General features: G+C 74.7%; 26 protein-coding genes and 1 rRNA gene. 17 read left to right on the top strand and 10 right to left on the bottom strand.

What is annotated here, in order from left to right; translation table 11 throughout:
- The first annotated feature begins 243 nt into the window (after positions 1-243).
- The 10 genes from egtA to O2W18_RS00085 all read left to right on the top strand — a co-directional run bounded on the left by egtA (position 244) and on the right by O2W18_RS00085 (position 9,772).
- A complete protein-coding gene (egtA, locus tag O2W18_RS00130; RefSeq protein WP_269185559.1) occupies positions 244-1,518 on the top strand; it encodes an ergothioneine biosynthesis glutamate--cysteine ligase EgtA in 1,275 nt (424 codons plus the stop codon).
- Positions 1,515-2,792 (top strand): ergothioneine biosynthesis protein EgtB, encoded by a 1,278-nt coding sequence (egtB, locus tag O2W18_RS00125; RefSeq protein ID WP_269185558.1) that lies wholly within the window; start codon positions 1,515-1,517, stop codon positions 2,790-2,792. The genes egtA and egtB overlap by 4 nt, the downstream gene beginning before the upstream one ends.
- 13 nt (positions 2,793-2,805) lie before the next feature.
- Positions 2,806-3,510 (top strand): ergothioneine biosynthesis protein EgtC, encoded by a 705-nt coding sequence (gene egtC, locus O2W18_RS00120; RefSeq protein ID WP_269185557.1) that lies wholly within the window; start codon positions 2,806-2,808, stop codon positions 3,508-3,510.
- Positions 3,507-4,475, top strand: coding sequence for an L-histidine N(alpha)-methyltransferase (gene egtD / locus O2W18_RS00115; RefSeq protein WP_269185556.1), 969 nt, complete (start codon positions 3,507-3,509; stop codon positions 4,473-4,475). Before egtC ends, egtD begins: the two co-directional genes overlap by 4 nt.
- Positions 4,472-5,623, top strand: coding sequence for an ergothioneine biosynthesis PLP-dependent enzyme EgtE (egtE, locus tag O2W18_RS00110; protein WP_269185555.1), 1,152 nt, complete (start codon positions 4,472-4,474; stop codon positions 5,621-5,623). Before egtD ends, egtE begins: the two co-directional genes overlap by 4 nt.
- Positions 5,624-5,733: 110 nt before the next feature.
- On the top strand, positions 5,734-6,552 hold the full coding sequence (locus tag O2W18_RS00105) for a DUF4397 domain-containing protein (protein ID WP_269185554.1): 819 nt from the start codon (positions 5,734-5,736) through the stop codon (positions 6,550-6,552).
- A 246-nt stretch (positions 6,553-6,798) separates the two neighbouring features.
- Entirely contained in the window at positions 6,799-7,617 is an 819-nt protein-coding gene (locus tag O2W18_RS00100) for a DUF4397 domain-containing protein (RefSeq protein WP_269185553.1), read from the top strand.
- A 25-nt stretch (positions 7,618-7,642) separates the two neighbouring features.
- Positions 7,643-8,344, top strand: coding sequence for a class F sortase (locus O2W18_RS00095; protein ID WP_269185552.1), 702 nt, complete (start codon positions 7,643-7,645; stop codon positions 8,342-8,344).
- A gap of 44 nt (positions 8,345-8,388) precedes the next feature.
- Positions 8,389-8,988, top strand: a complete 600-nt coding sequence (locus O2W18_RS00090) for an RNA polymerase sigma factor (protein ID WP_269185551.1) — start codon at positions 8,389-8,391, stop codon at positions 8,986-8,988.
- The gene (locus O2W18_RS00085) at positions 8,969-9,772 is read left to right on the top strand and encodes an anti-sigma factor (protein ID WP_269185550.1); all 804 of its coding nucleotides are present in this window, start codon (positions 8,969-8,971) and stop codon (positions 9,770-9,772) included. The genes O2W18_RS00090 and O2W18_RS00085 overlap by 20 nt, the downstream gene beginning before the upstream one ends.
- A gap of 13 nt (positions 9,773-9,785) precedes the next feature.
- Here O2W18_RS00085 and O2W18_RS00080 read toward each other — a convergent pair whose 3' ends face one another.
- Entirely contained in the window at positions 9,786-11,159 is a 1,374-nt protein-coding gene (locus tag O2W18_RS00080) for an 8-oxoguanine deaminase (protein WP_269185549.1), read from the bottom strand.
- Between the two features lie 113 nt (positions 11,160-11,272).
- On the opposite strand from O2W18_RS00080, the gene O2W18_RS00075 reads away from it, so the two are divergent.
- From O2W18_RS00075 to pucD, 3 genes are read left to right on the top strand one after another with little or no spacing between them, the layout of a single operon-like run.
- Positions 11,273-12,151 carry an FAD binding domain-containing protein gene (locus O2W18_RS00075; protein ID WP_269185548.1) on the top strand — a complete coding sequence of 293 codons (879 nt, stop codon included), beginning with the start codon at positions 11,273-11,275 and terminating at the stop codon, positions 12,149-12,151.
- A 1-nt stretch (position 12,152) separates the two neighbouring features.
- Entirely contained in the window at positions 12,153-12,641 is a 489-nt protein-coding gene (locus O2W18_RS00070) for a (2Fe-2S)-binding protein (protein WP_269185547.1), read from the top strand.
- Positions 12,638-15,007, top strand: coding sequence for a xanthine dehydrogenase subunit D (gene pucD / locus O2W18_RS00065; RefSeq protein ID WP_269185546.1), 2,370 nt, complete (start codon positions 12,638-12,640; stop codon positions 15,005-15,007). Before O2W18_RS00070 ends, pucD begins: the two co-directional genes overlap by 4 nt.
- A gap of 9 nt (positions 15,008-15,016) precedes the next feature.
- Here pucD and alc read toward each other — a convergent pair whose 3' ends face one another.
- Positions 15,017-16,177, bottom strand: coding sequence for an allantoicase (gene alc / locus O2W18_RS00060; RefSeq protein WP_269185545.1), 1,161 nt, complete (start codon positions 16,175-16,177; stop codon positions 15,017-15,019).
- A 95-nt stretch (positions 16,178-16,272) separates the two neighbouring features.
- Between alc and O2W18_RS00055 the strand changes: the two genes are divergently transcribed.
- Positions 16,273-16,434 carry a hypothetical protein gene (locus O2W18_RS00055; protein ID WP_269185544.1) on the top strand — a complete coding sequence of 54 codons (162 nt, stop codon included), beginning with the start codon at positions 16,273-16,275 and terminating at the stop codon, positions 16,432-16,434.
- A 31-nt stretch (positions 16,435-16,465) separates the two neighbouring features.
- On the opposite strand, the gene allB is transcribed toward O2W18_RS00055, so the two are convergent.
- From allB to O2W18_RS00020, 7 genes are read right to left on the bottom strand one after another with little or no spacing between them, the layout of a single operon-like run.
- Positions 16,466-17,791 (bottom strand): allantoinase AllB, encoded by a 1,326-nt coding sequence (gene allB / locus O2W18_RS00050; RefSeq protein WP_269185543.1) that lies wholly within the window; start codon positions 17,789-17,791, stop codon positions 16,466-16,468.
- Complete coding sequence (locus tag O2W18_RS00045) at positions 17,788-18,510, bottom strand: urease accessory protein UreD (RefSeq protein ID WP_269185542.1); 723 nt, start codon at positions 18,508-18,510, stop codon at positions 17,788-17,790. Before O2W18_RS00045 ends, allB begins: the two co-directional genes overlap by 4 nt.
- A complete protein-coding gene (gene ureG / locus O2W18_RS00040; RefSeq protein WP_269185541.1) occupies positions 18,507-19,187 on the bottom strand; it encodes an urease accessory protein UreG in 681 nt (226 codons plus the stop codon). Before ureG ends, O2W18_RS00045 begins: the two co-directional genes overlap by 4 nt.
- A gap of 12 nt (positions 19,188-19,199) precedes the next feature.
- A complete protein-coding gene (locus O2W18_RS00035) occupies positions 19,200-19,847 on the bottom strand; it encodes an urease accessory protein UreF (RefSeq protein ID WP_269185540.1) in 648 nt (215 codons plus the stop codon).
- A gap of 13 nt (positions 19,848-19,860) precedes the next feature.
- Complete coding sequence (locus O2W18_RS00030; RefSeq protein WP_269185539.1) at positions 19,861-21,582, bottom strand: urease subunit alpha; 1,722 nt, start codon at positions 21,580-21,582, stop codon at positions 19,861-19,863.
- Positions 21,582-21,920, bottom strand: coding sequence for an urease subunit beta (locus O2W18_RS00025; protein WP_269185538.1), 339 nt, complete (start codon positions 21,918-21,920; stop codon positions 21,582-21,584). Before O2W18_RS00025 ends, O2W18_RS00030 begins: the two co-directional genes overlap by 1 nt.
- Complete coding sequence (locus O2W18_RS00020; RefSeq protein ID WP_269181289.1) at positions 21,917-22,219, bottom strand: urease subunit gamma; 303 nt, start codon at positions 22,217-22,219, stop codon at positions 21,917-21,919. Before O2W18_RS00020 ends, O2W18_RS00025 begins: the two co-directional genes overlap by 4 nt.
- Before the next feature lie 157 nt (positions 22,220-22,376).
- Here O2W18_RS00020 and O2W18_RS00015 point away from each other — a divergent pair, with 157 nt between their 5' ends.
- From O2W18_RS00015 to O2W18_RS00005, 3 genes are read left to right on the top strand one after another with little or no spacing between them, the layout of a single operon-like run.
- Entirely contained in the window at positions 22,377-22,739 is a 363-nt protein-coding gene (locus O2W18_RS00015) for a GntR family transcriptional regulator (protein WP_269159296.1), read from the top strand.
- A complete protein-coding gene (locus tag O2W18_RS00010; protein WP_269185537.1) occupies positions 22,736-23,659 on the top strand; it encodes an ABC transporter ATP-binding protein in 924 nt (307 codons plus the stop codon). Before O2W18_RS00015 ends, O2W18_RS00010 begins: the two co-directional genes overlap by 4 nt.
- Entirely contained in the window at positions 23,656-24,354 is a 699-nt protein-coding gene (locus tag O2W18_RS00005) for a hypothetical protein (RefSeq protein ID WP_269185536.1), read from the top strand. Before O2W18_RS00010 ends, O2W18_RS00005 begins: the two co-directional genes overlap by 4 nt.
- Positions 24,355-24,647: 293 nt before the next feature.
- On the opposite strand, the gene rrf is transcribed toward O2W18_RS00005, so the two are convergent.
- A 5S ribosomal RNA gene (gene rrf, locus O2W18_RS21660) occupies positions 24,648-24,718 on the bottom strand; the annotation flags it as partial.

Here is a 24,718-nt window from a genome sequence, read left to right as displayed (position 1 = left end):
CTGCTGATCCCCGTCCTGCCCGTCGCGGAGCCGCCGTCCTGGCAGCCGTGTCCACGGTCTCCCTACCCGCTCACGCCCCAGCTAGGCGTGCAGCCGGCCGGGAGCTGACGAGGAGGCCGGGGACGCGGGTTGCCGTGCGGTCACATCCGTGGAAGATGGTCAGCGAGGACGGCCGCCACCCGGCACGCCGCCCCCGCACCGACCCGCGGTCGACACGACCGGTCCGGACCTGGAGGGGGCAGCATGACCACGTCCACAGCACTGGCCGACCATCCCGCCGACGACGTCCTGAACGACCTCGACGCCGCCCGGGAGCACGTCGCCGCCCGCGCGCTGCACCCGGCGCCGACCGGGCCGATCGGGCTGGAGCTCGAGGCCCACCTGGTCGACCGGGCCTCCCCCGGCACCCGGGTGCCCTGGCACCGGGTCACCGCCGCCGTCGCGACGCTGCCCCCGCTGGACGGCGGCAGCCGGGTCACCCTGGAGCCCGGCGGCCAGGTCGAGCTGTCCGGCCCACCGGCCCCCGACGTCACGGCAGCGGTCACCGGCCTGCGGTCCGACCTGGCGGCCGTCCGGGCCCGGCTGGCCACGGCGGGCCTGGGGCTGGCCCCACTGGGCGCGGACCCGTGCCGCCCCGCGCAACGGGTGAGTCCGGGCCCCCGCTACGTGGCGATGGAGGAGCACTTCCAGGCGCTGGGGCACCGGGCGGCCGGGGTCACGATGATGACCAGCACCGCGGCGCTGCAGGTCAACGTGGAGGCCGGGCCTCGAGCCGGGTGGGCCACGCGGGTCCGGCTGGCCCAGGCGCTCGGCCCGGTGCTGGTGGCGGTCTCCGCCTGCTCACCGATGCTGGCCGGTCGCGAGACCGGCTGGCGCTCCGGGCGGCAGCGGATCTGGGCCCAGCTGGACCCCGCTCGCTGTGGCCCGCTGCCCGGTGGGCCCGACCCGACCGACGAGTGGGCCGCGTTCGCCCTGGCGGCGCCGGTCATGCTGGTGCGCGGACCGGCGGGTGACGCCGTCCCGGTGCGCGGCCGGACGTCGTTCGCGGACTGGGTCCGCGGAGCCGGGCCGACCGATCGGCGGCCGACCGCGGCCGACCTGGAGTACCACCTGACCACGCTGTTCCCGCCGGTCCGACTGCGCGGTTACCTGGAACTGCGGTACCTCGACGCCGCGCCCGAGCCGTGGTGGCCGGCCCTCTCGGCGGTGGCCGGCACCCTGCTCGACGACCCGGTGGCCGCCGACACCGCCGCCGCAGCGACCGAGCCGGTCTCCGGCCGCTGGGAGCAGGCCACCCGGATCGGACTGGCCGACCCGGAGCTGCACGCGGCCGCCGTCGCCTGCCTGGAGGTGGCCGTGCGCCGGGCCCCGGCGGGCCTGCGGCCACAGGTCACGGCCCTCGCCGAGCTGGTCGAGCGCCGGGCCAGCCCCGGCGACGCCCTGCTGCACGCCGCCCGGACCGACGGCCCGGCAGCCGCGCTGCTGGCCGCGACCGACGACACCGAGGAGGGGACATGACCGACCTGAGGGAGACCCTCGCCCAGGAGCTCACCCGTGCCCGGGAACGCACCCTGCTGCTCACCGAGCACGACGAGCCCGAGCTGCTGCGCCAGCACTCGCCGCTGATGAGCCCGCTGGTCTGGGACCTGGCGCACATCGGACAGCAGGAGGACCTGTGGCTGCTGCGCGGCGGCAACGCCCGGTGCACCGGGGTGCTGCCGCCGGACGTCGAGCAGCTGTACGACGCCTTCACCCACCCCCGGGCCGCACGGGTCCGGCTCCCGCTGCTGCCCCCGGTGGAGGCCCGGGCGTTCTGCGCCGAGGTGCGGGGGCGGGTGCTGGACCGGCTCGACCGCTCCGGGCCGGACGACGACCCGTTCGACGTCGCCATGGTGGTCAGCCACGAGCAGCAGCACGACGAGACGATGCTGCAGACCCTGCAGCTGCGCGCCGGCCCACCGCTGCTGGGCACCGGCTCCCGGCTCCCGGCCGGCCGGCCGGGGCTGGCGGGCACCACCGTGCTGGTCCCCGGTGGGCCGTTCCGCCTCGGGGTGGACGGCACCGAGGAGCCCTTCTCCCTGGACAACGAGCGGCCGGCGCACGTCGTCGACGTCCCGGCGTTCCGGATCGGGCGGGTGCCGGTCACCAACGCCGAGTACGCCGCGTTCGTCGCCGACGGCGGCTACACCGACCCCCGCTGGTGGTCGGCGCGCGGCTGGCAGCACCGCTGCGACGCGGGCCTCACCGCACCGGGGTCCTGGGGCCCCGGGGGCACCCGGACCAGGTTCGGCCTGGTCGAGGAGCTGCCGGCGGACGAACCGGTCCAGCACGTGACCTTCTTCGAGGCCGAGGCGTACGCCGCCTGGGCGGGCGGGCGGCTGCCCACCGAGGAGGAGTGGGAGAAGGCGGCTGTCTGGGACCCGGCCACCGGTGGCCGGCGGCGGTTCCCCTGGGGCGCGGCCGACCCGACCCCGGAGCTGGCCAACCTCGGCGGCCTGGCGCTGCGTCCCGCCCCCGTGGGCGCCTACCCCGCCGGCGCCTCGGCGCTCGGGGTGGAGCAGCTGATGGGCGACGTCTGGGAGTGGACCTCCTCGGACTTCCGGCCCTGGCCCGGCTTCACCCCGATGCTCTACGCCGACTACTCCGCCCCCTTCTTCGGCGGCGACTACAAGGTGCTGCGCGGGGCCTCCTGGGCGGTCGGCGCCTCGGTGTCCCGGCCGAGCTTCCGCAACTGGGACCACCCGGTGCGCCGGCAGGTCTTCAGCGGCATCCGACTCGCCTTCGACGCATGACCGGAGCCGTCTGATGTGCCGCCACCTCGCCTGGCTCGGACAGCCCCGGACGCTGGCGGCCCTGGTGCTCGACCCGCCGTCGTCCCTGCTGGTGCAGTCCTACGCCCCCCGCCGGCAGCGGTACGGCACGGTGAACGCCGACGGCTGGGGAGTGGGCTTCTGGGCCGCCGGTCGACCGGAGCCGGCCCGCTGGCGGTCGGAGCGGCCGCTGTGGGGATCGGCCTCCTTCGCCTCGGTCGCCCCCGCGGTCTCGGCCCGCTGCGTGCTGGCGGCCGTGCGCTCGGCGACCGTGGGGATGCCCATCGAGGAGGCGGCGGCCGCCCCGTTCACCGACGGCCGCTGGCTGCTGTCGCACAACGGCCGGGTCGACCGGGCGGTGCTGCCCCCGGCCCGCGACGCCGAGTCGGTGGTGGACAGTGCACTGCTGGCCGCGCTGGTCTTCTCCCGGGGCATGGCGGCGCTCGGCGAGACCGTCCGCGAGGTGGGGGCCGCCGACCCGGCCGCCCGGCTCAACCTGCTCGCCGCCGACGGCACCCGCCTGCTGGCCACCACCTGGGGCGACACCCTCTCGGTGCTGGCCACCGACGAGGGGACGGCGCTGGCCAGTGAACCGTGGGACGACGACCCGCGCTGGGCCGACGTCCCCGACCGGACGCTCGTCGAGGTCACCCCCGACGGCCTGACCCAGACGTCCCTCGACGCATCGGAGCCCGCATGACGTTCACGCTCACCGACCACCTCGGCCCGGTCGACTCCGGCGCTGCGCTCGCCGCCGACGTGCGCGCCGGCCTGACCGCGAGCCCGAAGACGCTGCCACCCCGCTGGTTCTACGACGAGCGCGGCAGCGAGCTGTTCGACCAGATCACCCGACTCCCGGAGTACTACCCGACCCGCGCGGAACGGGCGCTGTTGGCCGAGCGGGCCGCGGACGTCGCCTCGGCCACCACTGCGGACACGCTGGTGGAGCTGGGCAGCGGGACCTCGGAGAAGACCCGGCTGCTGCTCACCGCGCTGGCCGAGGCGGGCACGCTGCGCCGGTTCGTGCCGGTCGACGTCGACCCCACGGTGCTGCGGGCCGCCGGCGCCCAGATCACCGCGGACTATCCGGGGACGGCGGTCGACGCGGTGGTCGCCGACTTCACCGTGCACCTGGGCGACCTGCCGCAGGAGGGCCGCCGGCTGGTCGCCTTCCTCGGCTCCACGATCGGCAACCTGGAGCCCGAGCCGCGGGCGGCGTTCCTCTCCTCCCTCGCGGCGACCCTGCGGCCGGGGGACTCCCTCCTGCTCGGCACCGACCTGGTCAAGGACCCCGACCGGCTGGTGCGCGCCTACGACGACGCCGCCGGGGTGACTGCGGCGTTCAACAAGAACGTCCTCGCGGTGCTGAACCGGGAGCTCGCCGGCGACGCCGATCCGGCCGCCTTCGAGCACGTCGCGGTCTGGGACCCCGAGGAGGAGCGGATCGAGATGCGGCTGCGTTCGGCCCGGGACCAGGTCGTGGAGCTGGCCGCGATCGGGCTGACGGTGCCCTTCGCCGCCGGGGAGGAGATGCGCACCGAGGTGTCGAGCAAGTTCCGCCGTGCCCGGGTCGAGGAGGAGCTGGCCGCCGCCGGCCTCCGGATGACGCACTGGTGGACCGACGGGGCCGGTGACGTCGCACTGTCCCTGTCGGTGCCCCGGTGAGCCCGGCAGGCGGCCTCCCCCACGACGACCTCGGCGACGCCTGGCGTGCCGCCCGCCTGCAGCCGGCGGCCGTGCACCTGGACCATGCCGCCTGCAGCCGGCAGAGCACCGCCGTCCTCGACTCCGTCGCCCGGCACGCCCGGCACGAGGCCGAACTCGGCGGCTACGTCGCCGAACAGGCCGCCGACGGGCTGCTGCAGCAGGGCCGTTCGGTGCTGGCCGGGCTGGTCGGGATGGCCGCCGCCGACGTGGCCTTCACCGAGAGCGCGTCGGCGTCCGTGCGCACGCTGGTCTCCCGCTGGCGGCTGGCGCCGGGCGCCCGGGTCGGCGTCCTGCCCGGGGAGTACTGGCAGAACGTCGCCGCGTTCACCGCCGCCGGGCTGACGCCGGTGGTGCTGCCCGCTGACGCCGTCGGCCGGGCCGACCTGGCCGGTGTCGAGCGGGCGCTGCGCGACGACCCGCCGGCGTTCGTGCACCTCACCCTGGTGGCCAGCCACCGCGGCGTCGTCCAGCCCGGGCGGGAGGTCGCCGACCTGTGCCGGGCGGCCGGGGTCCCCCTGGTGCTGGACGTCGCGCAGGCCCTCGGTCACGTCGACTGCGACCTGGGCGCGGACGCCGCGTACGGCACCTCTCGCAAGTGGCTCGCCGGGCCGCGCGGCGTCGGCTTCCTCGTCCTGCGCCCGGCGGTCAGCGCGCAGCTCTCCCCGCTCGTCGGCCCGGAGCTGTACGACGAGGACCGCACCGGCGTCGACCACGCCCGCTGGTACGAGTCGCACGAAGCGCACGTGGCCGGCCGGGTCGGCCTGGTGGTGGCCTTGGGCGAGCACCTGGCCGCCGGCCCGCACCGGGTCCGCGAGCGGCTCGCCGCGCTGGGCCGCGCCACCCGGGAGCGGCTCGACGGGCGGGCTGGGTGGCAGGTGGCCGAGCCGTTGGACGAGCCGACCGCCCTCACCACGCTGCGTCCCCCGCCGGACGTCGACGTCCGGCAGGTGGTCACCCGGCTGCGCACCGAGCACGGCGTGCTGACGACGGAGGCCGGCCGGGAACGGGCACCGGGTGAGCTCACCGGCCCGGTGCTCCGGGTCTCCCCCCACCTGGACGCGACCGTCGATCAGCTGGACCTGCTGGCCACGGCACTGGCGCCCTGATCTCCGAACCACACGATCCGGACAGGCGCATCCAGGACCAGGTGCATCCAGGACCGGGGGTTGGCAGGAAGTACGAGATGACAGTCCACCCCAACGGAAGGAACGTCATCGTGAACAAGACCCGCCCGATCGCCCTGACCGCCGGCGCCACCGGCGCGTTCGCCCTGCTCTTCGCGGCCACCCCCGCGCTGGCCGACTCGCACACCGCGACCCTCTCGGTCCTGCACGCCATCCCGGAGACCCCGGTCGACGTCTACGCCAACGGCGAGCGGCTGATCGACGACTTCGAGCCCGGCACCCTCGCCGGCCCGCTCACGCTGCCCGCCGGCGACTACGACCTGGCGCTCTACCCGGCCGACGCGGAGGACGCGTCCGGTGAGCCGCTGCTGCAGGCCATGGACGTCGCCGTCCCGGCCGGTGCCAACGCCACGGTGGCCGCCCACCTGACCGAGGCCGGCGAGCCCGCCCTCACCCCGTTCGTGAACGACACCTCCGCGGTCCCCGCGGGCGAGGGCCGGCTCACCGTGCGCCACGTGGCCGCGGCGCCCGCCGTCGACGTCCGGGCCGGTGGCGAGGTCGTCATCGACGGCCTGGTCAACCCGAACGAGGAGTCGCTGACCGTCCCGGCCGGCAACGTGAGCGCCGACGTGGTCCTCGCCGGTACCGACACCGTGGCGATCGGCCCGGCCGACCTGACCGTGGCCGAGGGCGCCAACACCATCGTCTACGCGTGGGGTTCCGCCGACGCCGGCTACGAGCTGGCCACCCAGACGGTCCAGGCCGGGGCCTCCGCCCCGACCGGCGTCCCCGGTGGCTCGGCCGGTCTGGCCGCTGACGAGGGCATGCCGGCACCGCTGGTCGGCCTGACCGTGGCCGGCCTCGCCGCTGCCGCGTTCGCCGGCCGCAAGTACGCCACCAGCCGGGTCTGACCGACCCGGACAGACGCACCACCGTGCGCAGCTCCGCCGTCGTGTTGGTGCTGGGTCTCGCCCTGGCGATCGGGACACCGGTCACCTGGGCGCTGACCCGGCCCAGCACGACGGCGGGCACCACAGTCCGGTCACTGCGCTGGCGCACTGATCCGACGGATTCCAGGTCCGGATCAGGTGAATCCCCGACCGGGGATGGGCAGGAAGCCCGAGACGACAGTGCATTCCAACGGAAGGAACGTCATCGTGAACAAGACCCGCCCGATCGCCCTGACCGCCGGCGCCACCGGCGCGTTCGCCCTGCTCTTCGCGGCCACCCCCGCGCTGGCCGACTCGCACACCGCGACGGTCTCGGTCCTGCACGCCATCCCCGAGACCCCGGTGGACGTCTACGCCAACGGTGAAGAGCTCATCTCCGACTTCATGCCCGGCACCCTCGCCGGGCCGCTCACCCTCCCCGGCGGCGAGTACGACCTGACGGTCTACCCCGCCGGCGCCGACCCGGAGTCCGCCGAGGTCGCGGTCAGCCTCGACGACGTGGAGATCCCGGCCGGCGCCGACGCCACCGTGGTCGCCCACCTCACCGAGGCCGGCGCCCCGGAGCTCACCCCGTTCGTGAACGACACCTCCGCGGTCCCCGCGGGCGAGGGCCGGCTCACCGTGCGCCACGTGGCCGCGGCGCCCGCCGTCGACGTCCGGGCCGGTGGCGAGGTCGTCATCGACGGCCTGGTCAACCCGAACGAGGAGTCGCTGACCGTCCCGGCCGGTGACGTGAGCGCCGACGTGGTCCTCGCCGGTACCGACACCGTGGCGATCGGCCCGGCCGACCTGACCGTGGCCGAGGGCGCCAACACCATCGTCTACGCGTGGGGTTCCGCCGACGCCGGCTACGAGCTGGCCACCCAGACGGTCCAGGCCGGGGCCTCCGCCCCGACCGGCGTCCCCGGTGGCTCGGCCGGTCTGGCCGCTGACGAGGGCATGCCGGCACCGCTGGTCGGCCTGACCGTGGCCGGCCTCGCCGCTGCCGCGTTCGCCGGCCGCAAGTACGCCACCAGCCGGGTCTGACCCGACCGAGAACAGGAGCACCACCGTGCGCAGCTCCGTCGTCGTGTTGGTGCTGGGTCTCGCCCTGGCGATCGGGACACCGGTCACCTGGGCACTGACCCAGCCCGATGAGGCAGCGGGCACCACGGTGGAGCAGGCGATCGACGCGCCGTCGCCCTCGGTGACGGCACCCTCGCCGACGGCGGCACCGTCCCCCTCCGGGGCGGTTCCGCCGTCGGCGCCTGCACTCGACCTCCCCCCGGTGACCACCCGGGACGCGGCGCCCACCGTGGCCGCACCGGTTGCGGCTCCGGTCCGGCTGAGCCTGCCGGCCCGGGGAGTGGACGCCCCGCTGGACTCGGTGGGGGTCTCCGCGGACGGTCAGATGGAGCTGCCGGAGGACGTGGACCGGGTCGGCTGGTACCGCTTCGGTCCCGTGCCGGGGGCCGACGGCTCGGCGGTGCTCGCCGGGCACGTCGACGACCGGGAGCAGGGGCTGGGCGCCCTGGCCCCGCTGCGCAGCACCGAGGTGGGTGACGTCGTCGTGGTCACCGGCGCGAACGGCGCGGAGACCCGCTGGCAGGTGGTCTCCCGCGAGACCATCACCAAGCAGGTCCTGCCGCTGGACACGATCTTCGGTCGGGACGGCCCGCCCCGGCTGGTCATGGTCACCTGCGGCGGCCCCTTCATCCCCGAGCTCCGCAGCTATCGCGACAACGTGGTCGTCGTTGCCGAACCGCTCCCATGAGCCTCCTGGCCGTCCGTCGGCCGCCACTGGGTACGGTCGCTGACGTGCCCATCACCCAGGGCTCGGTGCAACAGGGCGCCGAGCCGGACGACGCCGAGGTCGCCCGGCGCTTCGTCGACGGCGACGAGCAGGCCCTGGCCTGGGCCTACGAGCGGTGGGCGGCGCAGGTGCACGGCATGGCGGTGCGGGCCTTCGGGCCCGGCCCCGACGCCGAGGACGTCACCCAGCAGACCTTCATCTCGGCCTGGACCGGGCGAGCTCGATACCGCCCCGACCAGGGGGCACTGCCGGCCTGGCTGGTGGGGGTGTGCCGGCACAAGATCGCCGACACCTGGGCCAAGCGGGAGCGGCAGCGTCGCTCGACCGAGGCGGCCGCGAGCGAGGCGCGCTCAGCACCGAGCGCCGGCCCCGGCAGCGAGTTGGCCACCGAGGTGGCCGACCGCGTGCTCCTGCTGGGCGAGTTGAACCGGATCGGCCAGCCGCAACGAAGCATCATCGAGCTCGCGTTCTTCGAGGACCTGACCCATGCACAGATCGCGGCACGCACCGGCATCCCGCTGGGCACCGTGAAGAGCCACATCAGACGCACCCTGGAGCGCCTGCGAGACCGGTTGGAGGTGGACGGTGCAGCACTGCGATCCTGACGAGCTGGCGCTGGCCGCCCTCGGCGAGCAGCCGTCGCCCGAGTGCGCCGCGCACCTGACCGACTGCGCCGAGTGCGAGCGGGAGGTCACCTCGCTGCGGCGGAGCGTCGACGTCCTCGCCGTCCCTGCACTGGCCACGCCCCGCCAGGCGGTGGCCCCACCCCCGCAGGTCTGGGCAGCCATCGCCGCCGCGACCGGGGTCGCTGTCTCCCCTCGTCCGGCCGAGGTCGAGGCCGGTCTGGCACGCGAGATCCCCATGCCCCGGCCGGCTCAGGCCGAAACCGCGACGGCCGGAACGGTCGATCCCGAACCGGCCGGGTCCACCGTCCTGCCCTTCCGGCCGCGTTCCGCTGGCCGGCCGGCGAGCCGGTGGTTGCCGCTGGCCGCCGCCGTGCTGGTGGGCGGCGTCATCGGCGCCGGGGCGGTCGCGGTCACCCAGGACGGCGCCGGCGGCGCCGTGGTGGCCCAGGCCGGGCTCGACCCGCTGCCGGAGCAGATCGCCTCGGGCACGGCGGAGGTCCGGGATCGCGGCGGAGTCCGTGAGCTGCAGGTCGACCTCGACGTGCCGGCGCTGGACGACGCCTACTACGAGGTGTGGCTGCTGCAGGCCGATGCCCAGCGGATGGTGCCGGTCGGCATCGTCCAGCAGGGCGCGACCGTGCTGCCGCTTCCCGACGGCATCGACCTCGCCGCTTACCCGCTGGTCGACGTCTCGGTCGAGCCGCTCGACGGCGACCCGACGCACTCCGGTGTCTCGGTGGTCCGCGGAGAGCTCTCCACCTGACCCGGCGCCCCGCTCAGACGAGCGGGGCCTGCATCCGCTGCGACACCCGCCGGTGGACGGCGAGCTGCTCCTCCAGCCCGGGGTGCACGACGGCGCCGTCCTCGACCACGAACCGCCCCGCCACGACGGTGTGCCGCGCGGACACCGGACCACAGCGCAGCCAGGCCTCCACCGGGTCCGACAGCGCGCCGGCGAACCGCACGCCCTCCAGTGACCAGATCGCGAGGTCACCGCAGGCGCCGACGGACAGCTCGCCGATCTCCCCGGCCCGGCCCAGGCACGCGGCGCCGCCGCGGGTGGCGATCTCCAGCGCGTCCCGGGCCGACATCGCCGCGGCGCCGTGCCGGAGCTTGCCCTGCAGCATCGCGGTGCGGGCCTCCAGCCACAGCGATGCAGAGTCCGCCGACGCCGAGCCGTCGACCCCGAGCCCGACCGGTGCGCCGGCCGCCCGCAGCTCGGCCACCGGGGCGAGACCGCTGCCCAGGATCATGTTCGACGAGGGGCAGTGTGCCGCCCCGACCCGGGCGGCACCGAGCCGGACGACCTCGGCGGCGTCCGGCCAGACCACGTGCGCGAGCCACGTCCGGTCGGTCATCCAGCCGACGTCGGTCAGGTGGTCGACCGGACGCCGGCCGAAGGTCGCCAGGCAGAAGGCGTCCTCGTCCTGGGTCTCGGCGAGGTGCGTGTGCAGCCGGACGTCGAGGGACTCGGCCAGCTCTGCGGTGCGGCGCATCAGGCCGGGGGAGACGCTGAACGGCGAGCAGGGCGCCAGTGCGATCTGCGTCATCGCCGTGGGCGAGCGGTCGTGGTGGGCCTCCACCAGCCGCTGCGAGTCGGCCAGGACCTCGTCGTCGTCCTGCACCACCGAGTCCGGTGGCAAGCCGCCGTCCTTGACGGAGAGGGACATCGACCCGCGGGTGGGCGAGAACCGGACGCCGAGCTCCCGGGCCGCGGCCACCTCGGCAGAGATGAGGTCGCCGGCGCCGCGCGGGTGCACGTAGAGGTGGTCGGTCGACGTCGTGCCGCCGGAGAGCGCCAGCTCGGCGAGCCCGACGAACGCGCTGACGTGCGCCGCCTCCTCGTCGAGCCGGGCCCACAGCGGGTACAGCGTGACCAGCCAGTCGAACAACCCGCCGCTGAGCGCGGGGGCGTAGGCCCGGGTCAGGTTCTGGTAGAGGTGGTGGTGGGTGTTCACCAGCCCGGGCGTGACCAGGCAGCCGCGGGCGTCGACCCGGCGGACGGCGGCCGGCTGCGGGTCGGCCGAGCCGCCGAGGCCGCTGACCACGCCGTCGGTGATCGCGACCCACCCTCCGGCGAGCTCGCGGCGGGCGTCGTCGACGGTGGCGATCAGCTCGGCGTCGTGCACGAGCAGGTCAGCGGTCTGCACCCCGCGCATCCTGCCGCCCGGACGTGTCCGAGGTGTGTCCGGACCGCATCACCCGTCATCGCCCCGTGACACGGCCGGGCTACCGTGGCCGTCCCCCACCGACGAGGAGCCCCATGGACTTCCTGCAACCGGCCACCTGGGCCGAGGCGCTGGAGGCGAAGGCCGCCCACCCGGACGCCGTGCCGATCGCCGGGGGCACGGACGTGATGGTGGGCCTGAACTTCGGCCACCTCCGCCCGGCACGGCTCCTGGACCTCACCCGGGTGGCCGACCTGCGCGACTGGCAGGTCGCCGACGGCGCCGTCCGGCTGGGGGCAGGGGTGAGCTACGCGCGGGTGATCAACGAGCTCGGCGACCGGCTGCCCGGCCTGGCCATGGCGTCCCGCACCATCGGCTCCCCGCAGATCCGCAACCGCGGCACGGTCGCCGGCAACCTCGCCACCGCCTCACCGGCCGGCGACGCCCACCCCGCGCTGCTGGCCGCCGGGGCCGAGGTCGAGGTGGCATCGGCCCGGGGCACCCGCCGGATCCCGATCGACGACTTCTACACCGGCGTCAAGCGCAACGCGATGGACGAGGACGAGCTGATCGCCGCCGTCCACGTCGCCCTGGCCAGCGGCCCGCAGCAGTACAGCAAGATCGGCACCCGCAACGCGATGGTCATCGCCGTGGCCGCGTTCGGCCTGGCCCTGCACCCCGACCGCCGCGCGGTCGGCACCGGCATCGGCTCGGCCGCCCCGACGCCGCGTCGCGCGCCGGCCGCCGAGGAGTTCCTGGCCGGCGAGCTCGACAGCAGCGGACTGTGGGACTCCCGTGCCGAGCTGCCGGAGGCGACCATCGCCCGGTTCGGGGAGCTGGTCGCCGCCGCGGCTGCCCCCATCGACGACGTCCGCGGGAGTGCCCGCTACCGCGTCCACGCGCTGTCCGTGATGGCCCGCCGCGCCCTGACCTGGGCCTGGGCCGACCACCGCTCCGCGACCGAGGAGGCCTGACGTGCGTCTGACCTGCACCGTGAACGGCACCGAGCAGCACGTGGACGACGTCTGGGAGGGCGAGAGCCTGCTCTACGTCCTCCGGGAGCGGATGGGCCTGCCCGGGTCGAAGAACGCCTGTGAGCAGGGTGAGTGCGGCTCCTGCACCGTCTACCTCGACGGCCTGCCGGTCTGCGCCTGCCTGGTCGCCGCGGGCCAGGCCGAGGGTCGCCAGGTCGGCACCGTCGAGGGCCTGGCCGACGCCGAGTCGCTGCACCCGGTCCAGCAGGCCTTCCTCGACGCCGGCGCCGTCCAGTGCGGCTTCTGCACGCCCGGGCTGCTGGTCGCCACGCACGACCTGATCACCCGGCACGGCCGGCCCAGTGACGCCGAGACCCGCGAGGCGCTGGCCGGCAACCTCTGCCGGTGCACCGGCTACGAGAAGATCCTGGACGCCGTCCGGCTCGCCGCGGACCGGATGGCCGAGCCCACGGCAGGGGGAGACCGATGAGCACACCGACCCGCACGCCGACCGGGGCCCCGGAGCACCTGACCGGGCCGGGCAGCGGCGGGGTCGGCGACGACGCCCAGCGGCCCGACGGCGTCCTCAAGGTCCGCGGCGAGTTCGCCTACGGCAGCGACCTGTGGATGGCGGACATGCTCTGGGGGGTCACCCTGCGCAGCCCCCACCCCTACGCCCGGATCCGTTCGGTCGACACCAGCGCCGCGCTGGCCACCCCCGGCGTCTCCGCCGTGCTCACCGCCGACGACGTGCCGGGCGAGAAGGTGTACGGGCTCGAGCTGGCCGACCAGCCGGTGCTGGCCCTCGACGTCGTCCGCTACCAGGGCGAACCGGTGGCGCTGGTCGCCGCCGACCACCCCGAGACCGCACGGCTGGCCGCCTCCCGGATCCAGGTCGACTACGAGGTCTGGGAGCCGGTCACCGACGCGCGCACCGCGCTGGGGCACCCGACCTGGAACCAGGTGCACGACTCCACCGCCGAGGTCACCGAGCTGAGCCGGGAGAACGCCCACCTGCGCCCGGAGGGGAACCTGGTGCGGCACCTGAAGGTCCGCACCGGCGACCCGTCGCCGACCGCGGACGTCGTCGTGGTGGGCGAGTACGAGGTGGGGATGCAGGACCAGGCCTTCCTCGGCCCGGAGTCCGGCCTCGCCGTGCCGGCCGAGGACGGCGGCGTGGAGCTGCACGTCGCCACCCAGTGGCTGCACGTGGACCAGAAGCAGATCTGCTCGGCCCTCGCCCTGCCGCCCGAGCAGGTGCGGCTGACCCTGGCCGGCGTGGGCGGCGCGTTCGGCGGCCGGGAGGACCTGTCGATGCACGTGCACGCGTGCCTGCTGGCGCTGCGCACCGGCCGCCCGGTGAAGATGTCCTACAACCGGGAGGAGTCCTTCTTCGGCCACGTGCACCGGCACCCGGCGACGATGCGCTACGAGCACGGCGCCACCCGGGACGGCGAGCTGGTCTACGTCAAGGCGGCGATCTACTTCGACGGCGGCGCCTACGCCTCCAGCACCCCGGCCGTGGTGGGCAACGGCGGGACGATGGGGATCGGCCCCTACGTCGTCCCGAACGTGCACGTCGACTGCTACGGCGCGTACACGAACAACCCGCCGTGCGGGGCCATGCGCGGGTTCGGGTCGGTGCAGACCGCCTTCGCCTACGAGTCGCAGATGGACGCGCTCGCCGCCGAGCTGGGCATGGACCCGGTGGAGCTGCGCTGCCGGAACGCCATGGAGGAGGGGTCGCCCACCCCCACCGGCCAGGTGATCGACAGCCCGGCCCCGGTCGTGGAGCTGCTACGCCGGCTGGAGGCCATGCCGCTGCCGGCCGCGTCCGGCGACGGTGAGGTCGACCTGCGCGACATGCCCGGCGGGGTCTCCAACACCACCCACGGGGAGGGCGTCCGGCGCGGGGTCGGTTATGCGGTGGCGTACAAGAACGTCGCCTTCTCCGAGGGCTACGACGACCACTCGACCGCCCGGGTGCGCCTGGAGGTGGTCGGTGGCGAGCCCACCGCGACCGTGCACACCGCGGCGGCCGAGGTCGGCCAGGGGCTCGTCACCGTGGAGCAGCAGATCGCCCGCACCGAGCTCGGCGTCGAGCGCGTCGTCGTGCACCCCAAGGACACCAGCGTGGGGTCGGCCGGCTCGACCTCGGCCTCGCGGCAGACCTACGTCACCGGCGGGGCGGTCAAGGCCGCCTGCGAGAAGGTGCGCGAGCAGGTGCTCGCCCGGGCGGAGCGGCTGGTGGGACGGACCGTTCCCGACCTGCGGTTGACCGGCGGTGCCGTGGTGTCCGACAGCGAGGACATCGCCGTCCCGCTGGCCGACCTGCTGGGCGACGACGTGCTGGAGGAGACCCTCGAGTGGCGGCACCGCCCCACCGAGGCGATCGACCCGGAGACCGGCCAGGGGTTCGCGCACGTGCAGTACGCCTTCTCCGCCCACCGGGCCGTGGTGGACGTCGACACCGAGCTGGGGCTGGTCAAGGTGGTCGAGATGGCCTGCACCCAGGACGTCGGCAAGGCGATCAACCCGCAGGCGGTGGTCGGCCAGATCCAGGGCGGCACCGCGCAGGGCCTCGGGCTTGCGGTGATGGAGGAGATCCTCATCAAGGACGGCAAGGTGCGGAACCCGTCGTTCACCGATTACCTGATCCCGACCATCCTGGACATGCCGCCGATGCGCATCGAGGTCCTCGAGTACGCCGACCCGCACGCCCCCTACGGCCTGCGCGGGGTCGGCGAGGCCCCCAACATCTCCTCCGGCCCGGCGGTGCTCGCCGCCATCCGCGCTGCTACCGGCCTCCCGCTGACCCGGGTGCCGGTGCGGCCGGAGCACATCACCGGCACCTGACCGACCCTGTCAGCTGGCCCGACCGGCGAGGAGGGCGCGGACGGCCGGCGGCAGCTCGCCGGACAGCGGCCGGTGGCCGACGAGCCGGCCCGCCTCGGCCGGGTCGACGCCGAGGGAGCCCAGCACCTCCAGCGCCTGGACGTCGGGCAGCGCGTCGAACCAGCGGCGCCCCAGCGCAGCGCGGCCGGCGGCGGTGGGGCGCCCCCACAGCCGCAGCCGGGCCATCCCGCCGTCCGGGAAGACGTCGAGCCGGACGCTGCTGACGCCCGTGGCGCCGTCCAGGACGAACCGGTGCCGGGTGTCCGGCTGGAGTCGGGTGCGCGGCAGCAGCTCGACCTCCCCACCGTCGGCGGTGCGGCCGGTCAGCGACGCGGTGCCGGGGGCGTTGCCGAGGAACCACGAGGTGTCCAGCTCGGCGAGGGTGACCGCGCCCTCGCAGGCGAGGTCGAGGTCGACCCAGTCGTTGCCCGTGCCGCGGCGGCGGGCGTTCTCCCAGCCCTCCCCCATCGACCGGGCCGTCCCGCGGCCGATCAGCTGGTGCGGGCTGCCGTAGTGGGCGTTGCTCACGCCGGTGACCCGCCCGCCGTTCTCCAGGGCGGCCAGGTCGAACGGCCCGGCGTCCACCAGCCTCGGGTCCGCGACCACGGTGCCGTGCACCCGCAGCCGGGCCACGCCTCCGTCGGGGTGGATGGACAGCCGTACGTGCGTGTACCGCCGGTCGGAGTCGACGGCAAAGGCGTTGGCGGTGTCGCCGACCAGGTCCGACAGCGGCAGCAGCGGCTGCCAGTCGGCGCGGGTCAACTCCTCGACCGAGGGGTGGCCCTCGACCGCAGCGCCCTCCAGCGAGGCCTGCGGTGGGTAGTTGCCGGTGAAGAACGCGGTGTCGACGACGACCCCGGCCACGACCCCCGGCGCCCCGAGCCGCACGATCGCCCAGTCGTGCCCGGGGCTGCGGCGCCGCCGGGTCTCCCAGCCGTCGTACTCCTTGCCCTTGTGCCCGAACTCGGCACGCGGCACGGCCGGGTGCGGCAGCACCAGGTTCTCCCGGGCGGCGAAGAACTCGTCGTTCGCGGCGACGACGGCGCCACCGAGGTCGCGGCGGGCCAGGTCGGGCAGGGCCAGGAAGGAAGGGCCGGGGAAGGAGGGGCCGGAGTGGGCAGGGCCGGTCATCGGGCTCCAGACGGATCGGGGTGGACGCGGGTCACTGTGGCACGGCGGGGGTAGGGCGCTGTCGACCCGACCGGACCGAACACCCAGGAGGACCCGTGACCAGCCCCGACGACGACCTGAAGGCCCGCGCCCAGCAGCACGTCCAGCAGATGCCCGCCGAGACGGCCCTCGGCAACGCCGACCCGGCCGGCGGGGTCCAGGACGACCCGCAGGTCCTGGACGAGGCGGCCCGCGAGGAGGGCGAGCAGCGCAGCTGACCCACCACCGGGTGGGCCGGCGTCGGCCGGTTCACCGCTCCTCTCTGCTCAGCAACCGGCCGAGGGGAGCCGCCCCGTCGACCAGCGGCTGCCCGCGCAGCCACGTGCGGCGGACCACCCCGGTGAGCTCCCGCCCCGCGTAGGGCGTGACCGGGTTGCGGTGGTGCAGCTGCGCCACCCGCCACGGCTCGTCCGGCGCGAAGGCCACCAGGTCGGCGTCCTTGCCCACGGCGATCGCGCCCTTGCCGGCCAACCCGGTGAGCTGCGCCGGCGCGGCCGACATCCACCGGACGACGTCGGTGAGCCCGAACCCGCGGGCCCGGGCGCCGCTCCACACCACCGGCAGGGTCACCTGCAGCCCGGCGATCCCACCCCACGCCAGCGCGAAGTCGCCGACGTCCAGCCGCTTGAGCTCCGGCGTGCACGGTGAGTGGTCGCTGACCACCAGGTCGACGTCCCCGGCGGCCAGCGCCTGCCACAGCGCCTCCCGGTGCCCGGCCTCCCGGATGGGCGGGCAGCACTTGAAGGACGTGTCGCCGTCGGGCACCTCCTCGGCGCTGAACGTCAGGTAGTGCGGGCAGGTCTCGACCGTGATCCGCACCCCGTCCGCCCGGGCGTCCCGCAGCATCGGCAGCGCCCCGGCGTCGGCCAGGTGGACGACGTGCACCCGGGCGCCGGTGTCCCGGGCGGCGGCGATGAGCCGGCCGATCGCGGTCTCCTCCGCCGCACCCGGCCGTGAGGCGAGGAAGTCGGCGTAGCTCCGCCCGCCCGGCTGCGGGGCGGCGGTGATCACGTCGTCGTCCTCGCAGTGCGCGATCAGCAGCCCGTCGACCGCGGCCAGCTCGGTGAGCGCAGCCCGGAGGCCGGCGTCGTCCAGCGGGGGGAACTCCGGCACGCCGGAGTCGAGCAGGAAGCACTTCACGCCGACGGCACCCTCGGCGAGCAGCTGCGGGAGCTGGCCGGCGTTGCCGGGCACGGCACCACCCCAGAAGGCGACGTCCACGCTGACCTGGCCCTGCGCCACCGCGCGTTTCACGTGCAACGCCTCGACGTCGACCGTGGGCGGGATCGAGTTCAGCGGCATGTCGACGATCGTGGTGATCCCGCCGGCCGCCGCCGCCCGGGTCGCCGAGGCGAACCCCTCCCACTCGGTGCGGCCGGGCTCGTTGACGTGCACGTGGCTGTCGACCAGCCCGGGCAGCAGCACCTCGTCGTCGGCGAGGGTGACGACCGGGTCGCTGACCTCGTCGAACCCGGTGACGGCGGCGACGACGCCGTCCTGCACGTGCACCGCGGCCGGCCGCTCCCCGTCGGGCAGCACCACCCGCCGGGCCCGGACGACGAACGTCCCGCTCACCGCGCCACCTCCACCAGCTCGTCGACCGGCCGCGGCGTCACCGACGCCAACCGGGTCACCGCCTCGTGCAGCTCCTCCGCCCACGCGGTGCCCACCCAGCCGCCGGGCAGCGGCAGCCGGACGGCGTCGACCCCGGTCGCCACCTCGGACTGCGGGCCACCGATCGAGACCGTGGAGACGTAGGCCCGCGGCGCCACCGGCGGCAGCCAGGCCGGCGCGCCGGGGCCGAGCCCGATCGTGGTGTGCACCAGCGGACGGCCGTCCTGCTCGACCCGGGTGGTACCGGTCCACCGCCCCGGCTCCTCGCCCACCCGGCCGAGCAGGACCTGCTCGGTCGCGGTCAGCTCGGCGTGGCCGGACAGCTGGGCGTGCAGCTCGGCCCGGTGGTCGGCCCGTGCGGTGACCACCGTGGGCTCCGGCGCCAGGTGCAGCACGCCGGCGACCTCGGCCCGGACCACCTGCCGCGACGGCGGGGAATGGCCCCGGGCGGGCAGCACGACGGCCGCGGCCACCGAGTGCACGCCGAGCCGGGCACCGGCCTCCACCACGAGCCGGATCTCCACGTCGTCCCCGCCCAGCGGGCCGAAGGCCGTCGCGACCAGGTGCACCGTCGCCGGCCCGGTGCGCCGCACGGCCAGCTGGCCGCTGGCGCGCACGACCGGCAGGACCGTGCGCCCCCGCCCGTCGCACCGGGCGACCACCTCCACCAGCGTCCTCACGACGCCGTCTGCAACGCCTTCGCGCGCACCTGCTCCCGCACCCACTCGGCCACCTCGGTCGCCGCCGGGTCCTCGCGCAAGGAGATCAGCAGCGTGGGCTTGCCGCCCCGCACCGCGTCGGAGTCACGGCGCATCACGCCGAGGTCGGCGCCGACCAGCGGCGCGAGGTCGGTCTTGTTGACCACCAGCAGATCGGAGGCGGTCACCCCCGGCCCGCCCTTGCGCGGCACCTTGTCCCCGCCGGCGACGTCGACCACGAACACCTGGACGTCGACCAGCCCGTAGCTGAACGAGGCGGTCAGGTTGTCCCCGCCCGACTCGACGAAGACCAGCTCCAGCCCCGGGTGCCGGGCCTCCAGCAGCTCCACGGCGTCCAGGTTGGCGGTGATGTCGTCGCGGATCGCGGTGTGCGGGCAGCACCCGGTCTGCACCGCCTCGATGCGGTCGTCGGGCAGCACGGCGTTGCGGCGGAGGAAGTCGGCGTCCTCGGTCGTGTAGATGTCGTTGGTGACGACGGCGAGGTCGTACTCGGCGCCCAGCGTGCGGCACAGCGCGGCGGCCAGGGCGGTCTTGCCCGAGCCGACCGGGCCGCCGAGGCCGACCCGCAGGGGCCCGCCGTGCCGGTGCTCGGGGGTGTACGGGTCGACGTAGTCGTCGATCCGGTGGTCAGGCGGCATGTGCACTCCCGGTCATGAGGCGAAGAAGCGGTCCGTGCGGGCGGCGTGCACCTCGGCCAGCAGGTCGAGGAGGGGATCGGTGGCCGCCGGCAGGTCCTCGGCGGACGCCGCGGCGACCTCGTCGACCTCCGGGGCCAGCCGGGCGGTCACCGCGGCCACGGTGATCGGGTCCATCGCCAGCAGCCGCTGGGCGGCGGTGGCCGGCCCGCTGATCGACAGGTAGGCGGCGGCGTGTGCGGCGTCCCGCGGGGTCAGCCCGCCGGTCGCCGCGCAGATCCCAAGCGCCAGCGGGTGGTGCGGCTGCGCCGGAAGGGCCGCCCACGCCGGATGAGGCCAAGCGCGGCTGCCGACCCGGACCAGCCCCCGGCCCTGCTGCCGGGAGGCCGCCCGCAGCGCCGGGGAGGGGGTGCGGGCGTCGGCCTCGGCGTCCAGCGCGGCCAGGGACGCCACCGGGTCGGTGGCGTCCGCCGCCCGGCAGGCGGCGGCAGCGAGCCCGGCGGCCACCGCACCCGAGGTGGCCAGCCGCCGGCGCAGGAAGACCGCCAGCGAACCGGGGTCGGTGAGCACCCCGGCCGTGATCGCCTGCTCCACTCCGCCGGAGTGGGTGTGGCCCCCGGCGGGCAGCCGGGAGTCGGCGAGGGTGAGCAGCGCAGCCGTCATCGGGAGCCGGCCATCAGAAGAGGAAGTACCGCTGGGCCATCGGGAGCTCGCGCACCGGGTCGGGTTCCCAGACCTCGCCGTCGACGGAGACCGTGAAGGTGTCCGGGTCGACGCGGATCTCCGGCAGCGCGGTGTTCTCCGGCATGTCCGCCTTGCCCAGCCGGGTGGTGTCGGTGACCGCGACCAGCCGCCGGTCGACGGCCAGCCGGTCGGCCAGCCCGCCCTCGATCGCGGCCGGGGCGACGAAGTGCACCGACGTCTGCGCCGGCACCCGGCCGTACGCGCCGAACATCGGCCGCGGCAGCACCGGCTGCGGCGTCGGGATCGAAGCGTTGGCGTCGCCCATCTGCCCCCAGGCGATCATCCCGCCCTTGAGCACCACGTGCGGCCGGACGCCGAAGGTCCCCGGGTCCCAGAGCACCAGGTCGGCGAGCTTGCCCGGCTCCACCGACCCCACCTCGCCGTCGATGCCGTGCGCGACCGCGGGGCAGATCGTGTACTTGGCGACGTACCGGCGGGCCCGCAGATTGTCCGCCGCCCCGTCCCCGGCCAGCGACCCACGGCGGCGCTTCATCACGTGCGCGGTCTGCCAGGTCCGCATCACGACCTCACCGACCCGGCCCATCGCCTGGGCGTCGGAGCCGATCATCGAGATCGCGCCCAGGTCGTGCAGCAGGTCCTCGGCGGCGATCGTGGTCGGCCGGATCCGGCTCTCGGCGAAGGCCAGGTCCTCGGGCACCGAGCTGTCCAGGTGGTGGCAGACCATCAGCATGTCGAGGTGCTCGTCGAGGGTGTTCACCGTGTGCGGCCGGGTCGGGTTCGTGCTGCTGGGCAGCACGTTCGGATGCCCGGCGACGGTGATGATGTCCGGTGCGTGCCCGCCCCCGGCGCCCTCGGTGTGGTACGCGTGGATGCTCCGGCCGGCGATCGCGGCCAGGGTGTCCTCGACGAATCCCGCCTCGTTCAGGGTGTCCGAGTGCAGGGCGACCGGGACGCCGTTGCGGCCGGCCACGGTGAGCGCGGCGTCGATCGCGGCCGGCGTGGAGCCCCAGTCCTCGTGCAGCTTGAACCCGCTGGCCCCGGCCCGCAGCTGCTCCTCCAGCGAGTCGACGGAGACGGTGTTGCCCTTGCCGAGCAGCGCGACGTTGACCGGCATGCCGTCCATCGCCTCGAGCATCCGGGCCAGGTACCAGTCGCCCGGCGTGATGGTGGTGGCCTTGGAGCCCTCGGCCGGCCCGGTGCCGCCGCCGATCATCGTGGTGATGCCCGAGCCGATCGCCGTCGGCACGATCTGCGGACAGATGAAGTGCACGTGGCAGTCGATGCCGCCGGCGGTGAGGATCTTGCCGTTCCCGGCCAGGATCTCGGTGCCCGGACCGATGACCAGGTCGGGGTGGACGCCGTCCATCGTGTCCGGGTTGCCGGCCTTGCCCAGCGCGACGATCCGGCCGTCGCGGACGCCGACGTCGGCCTTGACGACCCCCCAGTGGTCCAGCACGACCGCGCCGGTGATCACCAGGTCAGGGGCGCCCTCGGCGCGGGTGGCCCGGCCCTGCCCCATCGACTCGCGGATCACCTTGCCGCCGCCGAACACCGCCTCCTCGCCGGCCAGCCCCGGACCACCGCAGCGGTCCTCGGTGACCTCGATGAGCAGGTCGGTGTCGGCCAGCCGGATCCGGTCGCCGACCGTCGGGCCGTAGAGCTGGGCGTAGCGCTCCCGGGACAGCTGCACCATCAGGCCAGCCCACCTTCCGCAGTGAGCCCGGGGACGACGCGGGCGCCGGCCAGCGGGACGAGGGTGACGGTGCGCTGGATGCCGGGCTCGAACCGGACCGCCGTGCCGGCGGCGATGTCCAGCCGGTGACCGTGCGCCGCGGCCCGGTCGAACGCGAGCGCCCGGTTGGCCTGGGCGAAGTGGAAGTGCGAGCCGACCTGGACCGGCCGGTCGCCGGTGTTGTGCACCGCCAGCTCGACCCGCGCCACGCCGGGCAGCGTCTCGATGACCCCCTCGGCGGTGATGACCTCGCCGGGGATCACGAACTCTGCTCGATCGTCCCGCTCGCTGACGCTCACGGGATCGGGTGGTGGACGGTCACCAGCTTCGTCCCGTCCGGGAAGGTCGCCTCCACCTGCACCTCCTCCAGCAGTTCTGGGACGCCGTCCATCACGTCGTCCCGGGTGAGCACGGTGCGGCCGGACTGCATGAGGTCGGTGACGAGCTCGCCGTCTCGGGCGCCCTCGAGCACGTGGTCGGTGACGATCGCGGTCGCCTCCGGGAGGTTGAGCTTCAGGCCCCGGGCCTGACGGCGTCGGGCGAGCTCGGCGGCGTAGCTGAGCATCAGCCGCTCCTGCTCGTGCGGGGACAGCAACACGGGCGTCGTCCTCCTGTCGTCGGCGGGCCGGCGGAGTCAGGAACCTAACCGGCCCGTGTGACGGTGACGTTGCGGGGACTTGTGCGACTCGTGCGACCGGTCCTATGGTTCATTACATGAGTAATGAACCCACGAGCCCGAAGGGGCGTGGGCCCGGGTGAACGAGGACGCCGGCCCGATCTTCCGGCAGATCGCGACGCAGCTCGAGGACGCGATCGTCGACGGCTCCCTCCCCGAGGAGAGCCAGGCCCCCTCATCCAACGAGCTGGCCGCCTTCCACCGCATCAACCCCGCCACCGCAGCCAAGGGACTCAACCAGCTGGTGGCCGACGGGGTCCTCTACAAGAGACGAGGAGTCGGGATGTTCGTCGCCACCGGCGCTCGCGAGCAGCTGCTCAAGCGGCGCCGCAGCGAGTTCGCCGAGCAGTACCTCACCCCCTTGCTGGCCGAGGCCGACAAGGTCGGCATCAGCATCGCCGAGATCGCCCAGATGCTGCGCGAGCGGGGAGGCCGGTCGTGACCGCCGTCGCCACGCTGGAGGGGGTCACGATGCGCTTCCGCGGCCACACGGCGTTGACCGACGTCTCCACCTCGGTGGAGGCCGACACGATCACCGGCCTGCTCGGCCGGAACGGCGCCGGCAAGACCACCCTGATGCAGCTGCTCACCGGCCATCGGGTGCCCACGGCAGGTCGGGTCCAGGTGCTCGGTGCCGCACCGTACGAGAACGACGCCGTGCTGAGCCGGCTCTGCTTCATCAAGGAGGGCCAGCGGTACCCGGACCACTTCCGGGTCTGCGACGCCGTCGCGGCAGCCGCACGGCTCTACCCCCAGTGGGACCAGCCGCTCTCCGACCAGTTGCTCGCCGACTTCGACCTGCCCCGGAAGCGGCCGATCAAGAAGCTGTCCCGCGGGATGAACTCGGCCGTCGGCATCGTCCTGGGCCTGGCCTCGCGTGCACCGGTCACGCTGTTCGACGAGCCGTACCTGGGACTGGACGCCGTCGCACGCCAGCTCTTCTACGACCGCCTGCTGGCCGACTACGCCGAGCACCCCCGCACGATCGTGCTCTCCACGCACCTGATCGAGGAGATCAGCGACCTCCTCGAGCACGTGCTGCTCATCGACCGCGGCCGAGTCCTCCTCGACGCCGATGCGGAGACGTTGCGCGCCACGGCGCTGACCGTCACCGGGCCGGCGGCCCAGGTGTCCACCTTCGGGGCCACCCGGCAGGTCCTGCACCTGGAGTCGATGGCCGGCCAGGCCCGGGCGATCGTCCGCGCGTCGTCGGCCACGGCCCGGCAGGACGCCGCCGTCCTCGGCCTGACCGTCGAGCCGACCTCGATCCAGCGGCTGGTGGTGGCCATGAGCCTCGCTGCAACGCAGCCCGCCGCCCCGTCGACCGCCGATCACCACACCCTCCAGGGAGCACCCCGATGAACCGTGTCCTGGGTGCCGCCCGGCTCCAGCTCGTCAACCCACTGGTCTCCATCGGGATCGCCTGGGCAATCGTCGCCCTCGCGTTCGCGGTCAACGTGGCGATCTGGGCCGTGGCCGACGTGGACACCCGCGCTGACGACTCGAACACCGGCGGCCTGGCCGCGCTGTACATCACCGTGCTCGTGACCTTCATCCAGGCGGTGACGATGATGTTCCCCTTCGCGATGGGGCTCAGCCTCAGCCGCCGCGTCTTCTACCTGGGCACGGCGCTGGTGGCAGTCATCGAGGCGCTCGGGTACGGCCTGGTGCTCTCGGCGCTCACAGCGATCGAGAACGCCACCAACGGATGGGGCGTCGGCCTGGACTTCTGGGCTCCCGGAGCGGTCGACGTCGGCAACCCGGCGCTGCAGGTGGTCGTCTTCGCGGTCCCGTTGCTGGCCTGCGCGTTCCTCGGGATCGGCCTCGGCGTGCTCTACAAGCGCTGGGGGACCGCAGGCATCTACGTCCTGACGGCTGCCAGCATCATCGGGGCGGGTGGCCTGGTCCTCCTGCTCACCTGGCGCCAGGCCTGGGACGAGCTGGGGGCCTGGCTGGGCGATCGATCAGTCGAGTCCTGGACCATCGGGCTCCCCGCTGTCGCCGCCGCCGCGCTCGCTGCTCTGGCCTACCTGGGGCTTCGCCGCGCGGTTCCGTGATGTCGCCATGCACCATCCGACGGCCGGCAGCGTCCCGTACGCGCCGGCCGTTCGGCGTACCTGGCTGCTCATATCTCGACTGACGAAACAGGCACAGCCCTGACGTGCAGCACCGGACGCCCGATCGCCCCCGGCTCCGAGGCCCGATCGGGCATGTCGTGCGGGAGCTGGGCAACGGCGTGCGGCGCAGAAAGAAGCCCACGGACAGAAGGCCCGAAGATCGGCAGTGCAGAAAGGGTGGAAATGCAGGAACGGGGCCACAGCCGTAGCTGTGACCCCGTCCTGGGAGTTATGTCCGGCGGCGTCCTACTCTCCCACCCGGTCCCCCGGGCAGTACCATCGGCGCTGAAAGGCTTAGCTTCCG

The organism is Modestobacter sp. VKM Ac-2983, assembly GCF_026967885.1.
Lineage (GTDB): Bacteria > Actinomycetota > Actinomycetes > Mycobacteriales > Geodermatophilaceae > Modestobacter.
The sequence above is the reverse complement of the archived record's forward strand: the minus strand, read 5'-3'. Positions and strand labels throughout refer to the sequence as shown.

Bases quoted from the DNA above. Each gene is read 5' to 3' on its own strand.
- egtA (WP_269185559.1), top strand. From the start codon at position 244: ATGACCACGTCCACAGCACTGGCCGACCATCCCGCCGACGACGTCCTG.
- egtB (WP_269185558.1), top strand. From the start codon at position 1,515: ATGACCGACCTGAGGGAGACCCTCGCCCAGGAGCTCACCCGTGCCCGG.
- egtC (WP_269185557.1), top strand. From the start codon at position 2,806: ATGTGCCGCCACCTCGCCTGGCTCGGACAGCCCCGGACGCTGGCGGCC.
- egtD (WP_269185556.1), top strand. From the start codon at position 3,507: ATGACGTTCACGCTCACCGACCACCTCGGCCCGGTCGACTCCGGCGCT.
- O2W18_RS00075 (WP_269185548.1), top strand. From the start codon at position 11,273: ATGGACTTCCTGCAACCGGCCACCTGGGCCGAGGCGCTGGAGGCGAAG.
- pucD (WP_269185546.1), top strand. From the start codon at position 12,638: ATGAGCACACCGACCCGCACGCCGACCGGGGCCCCGGAGCACCTGACC.
- alc (WP_269185545.1), bottom strand. From the start codon at position 16,177: ATGACCGGCCCTGCCCACTCCGGCCCCTCCTTCCCCGGCCCTTCCTTC.
- ureG (WP_269185541.1), bottom strand. From the start codon at position 19,187: ATGCCGCCTGACCACCGGATCGACGACTACGTCGACCCGTACACCCCC.
- O2W18_RS00035 (WP_269185540.1), bottom strand. From the start codon at position 19,847: ATGACGGCTGCGCTGCTCACCCTCGCCGACTCCCGGCTGCCCGCCGGG.
- O2W18_RS00030 (WP_269185539.1), bottom strand. From the start codon at position 21,582: ATGGTGCAGCTGTCCCGGGAGCGCTACGCCCAGCTCTACGGCCCGACG.
- O2W18_RS00005 (WP_269185536.1), top strand. From the start codon at position 23,656: ATGAACCGTGTCCTGGGTGCCGCCCGGCTCCAGCTCGTCAACCCACTG.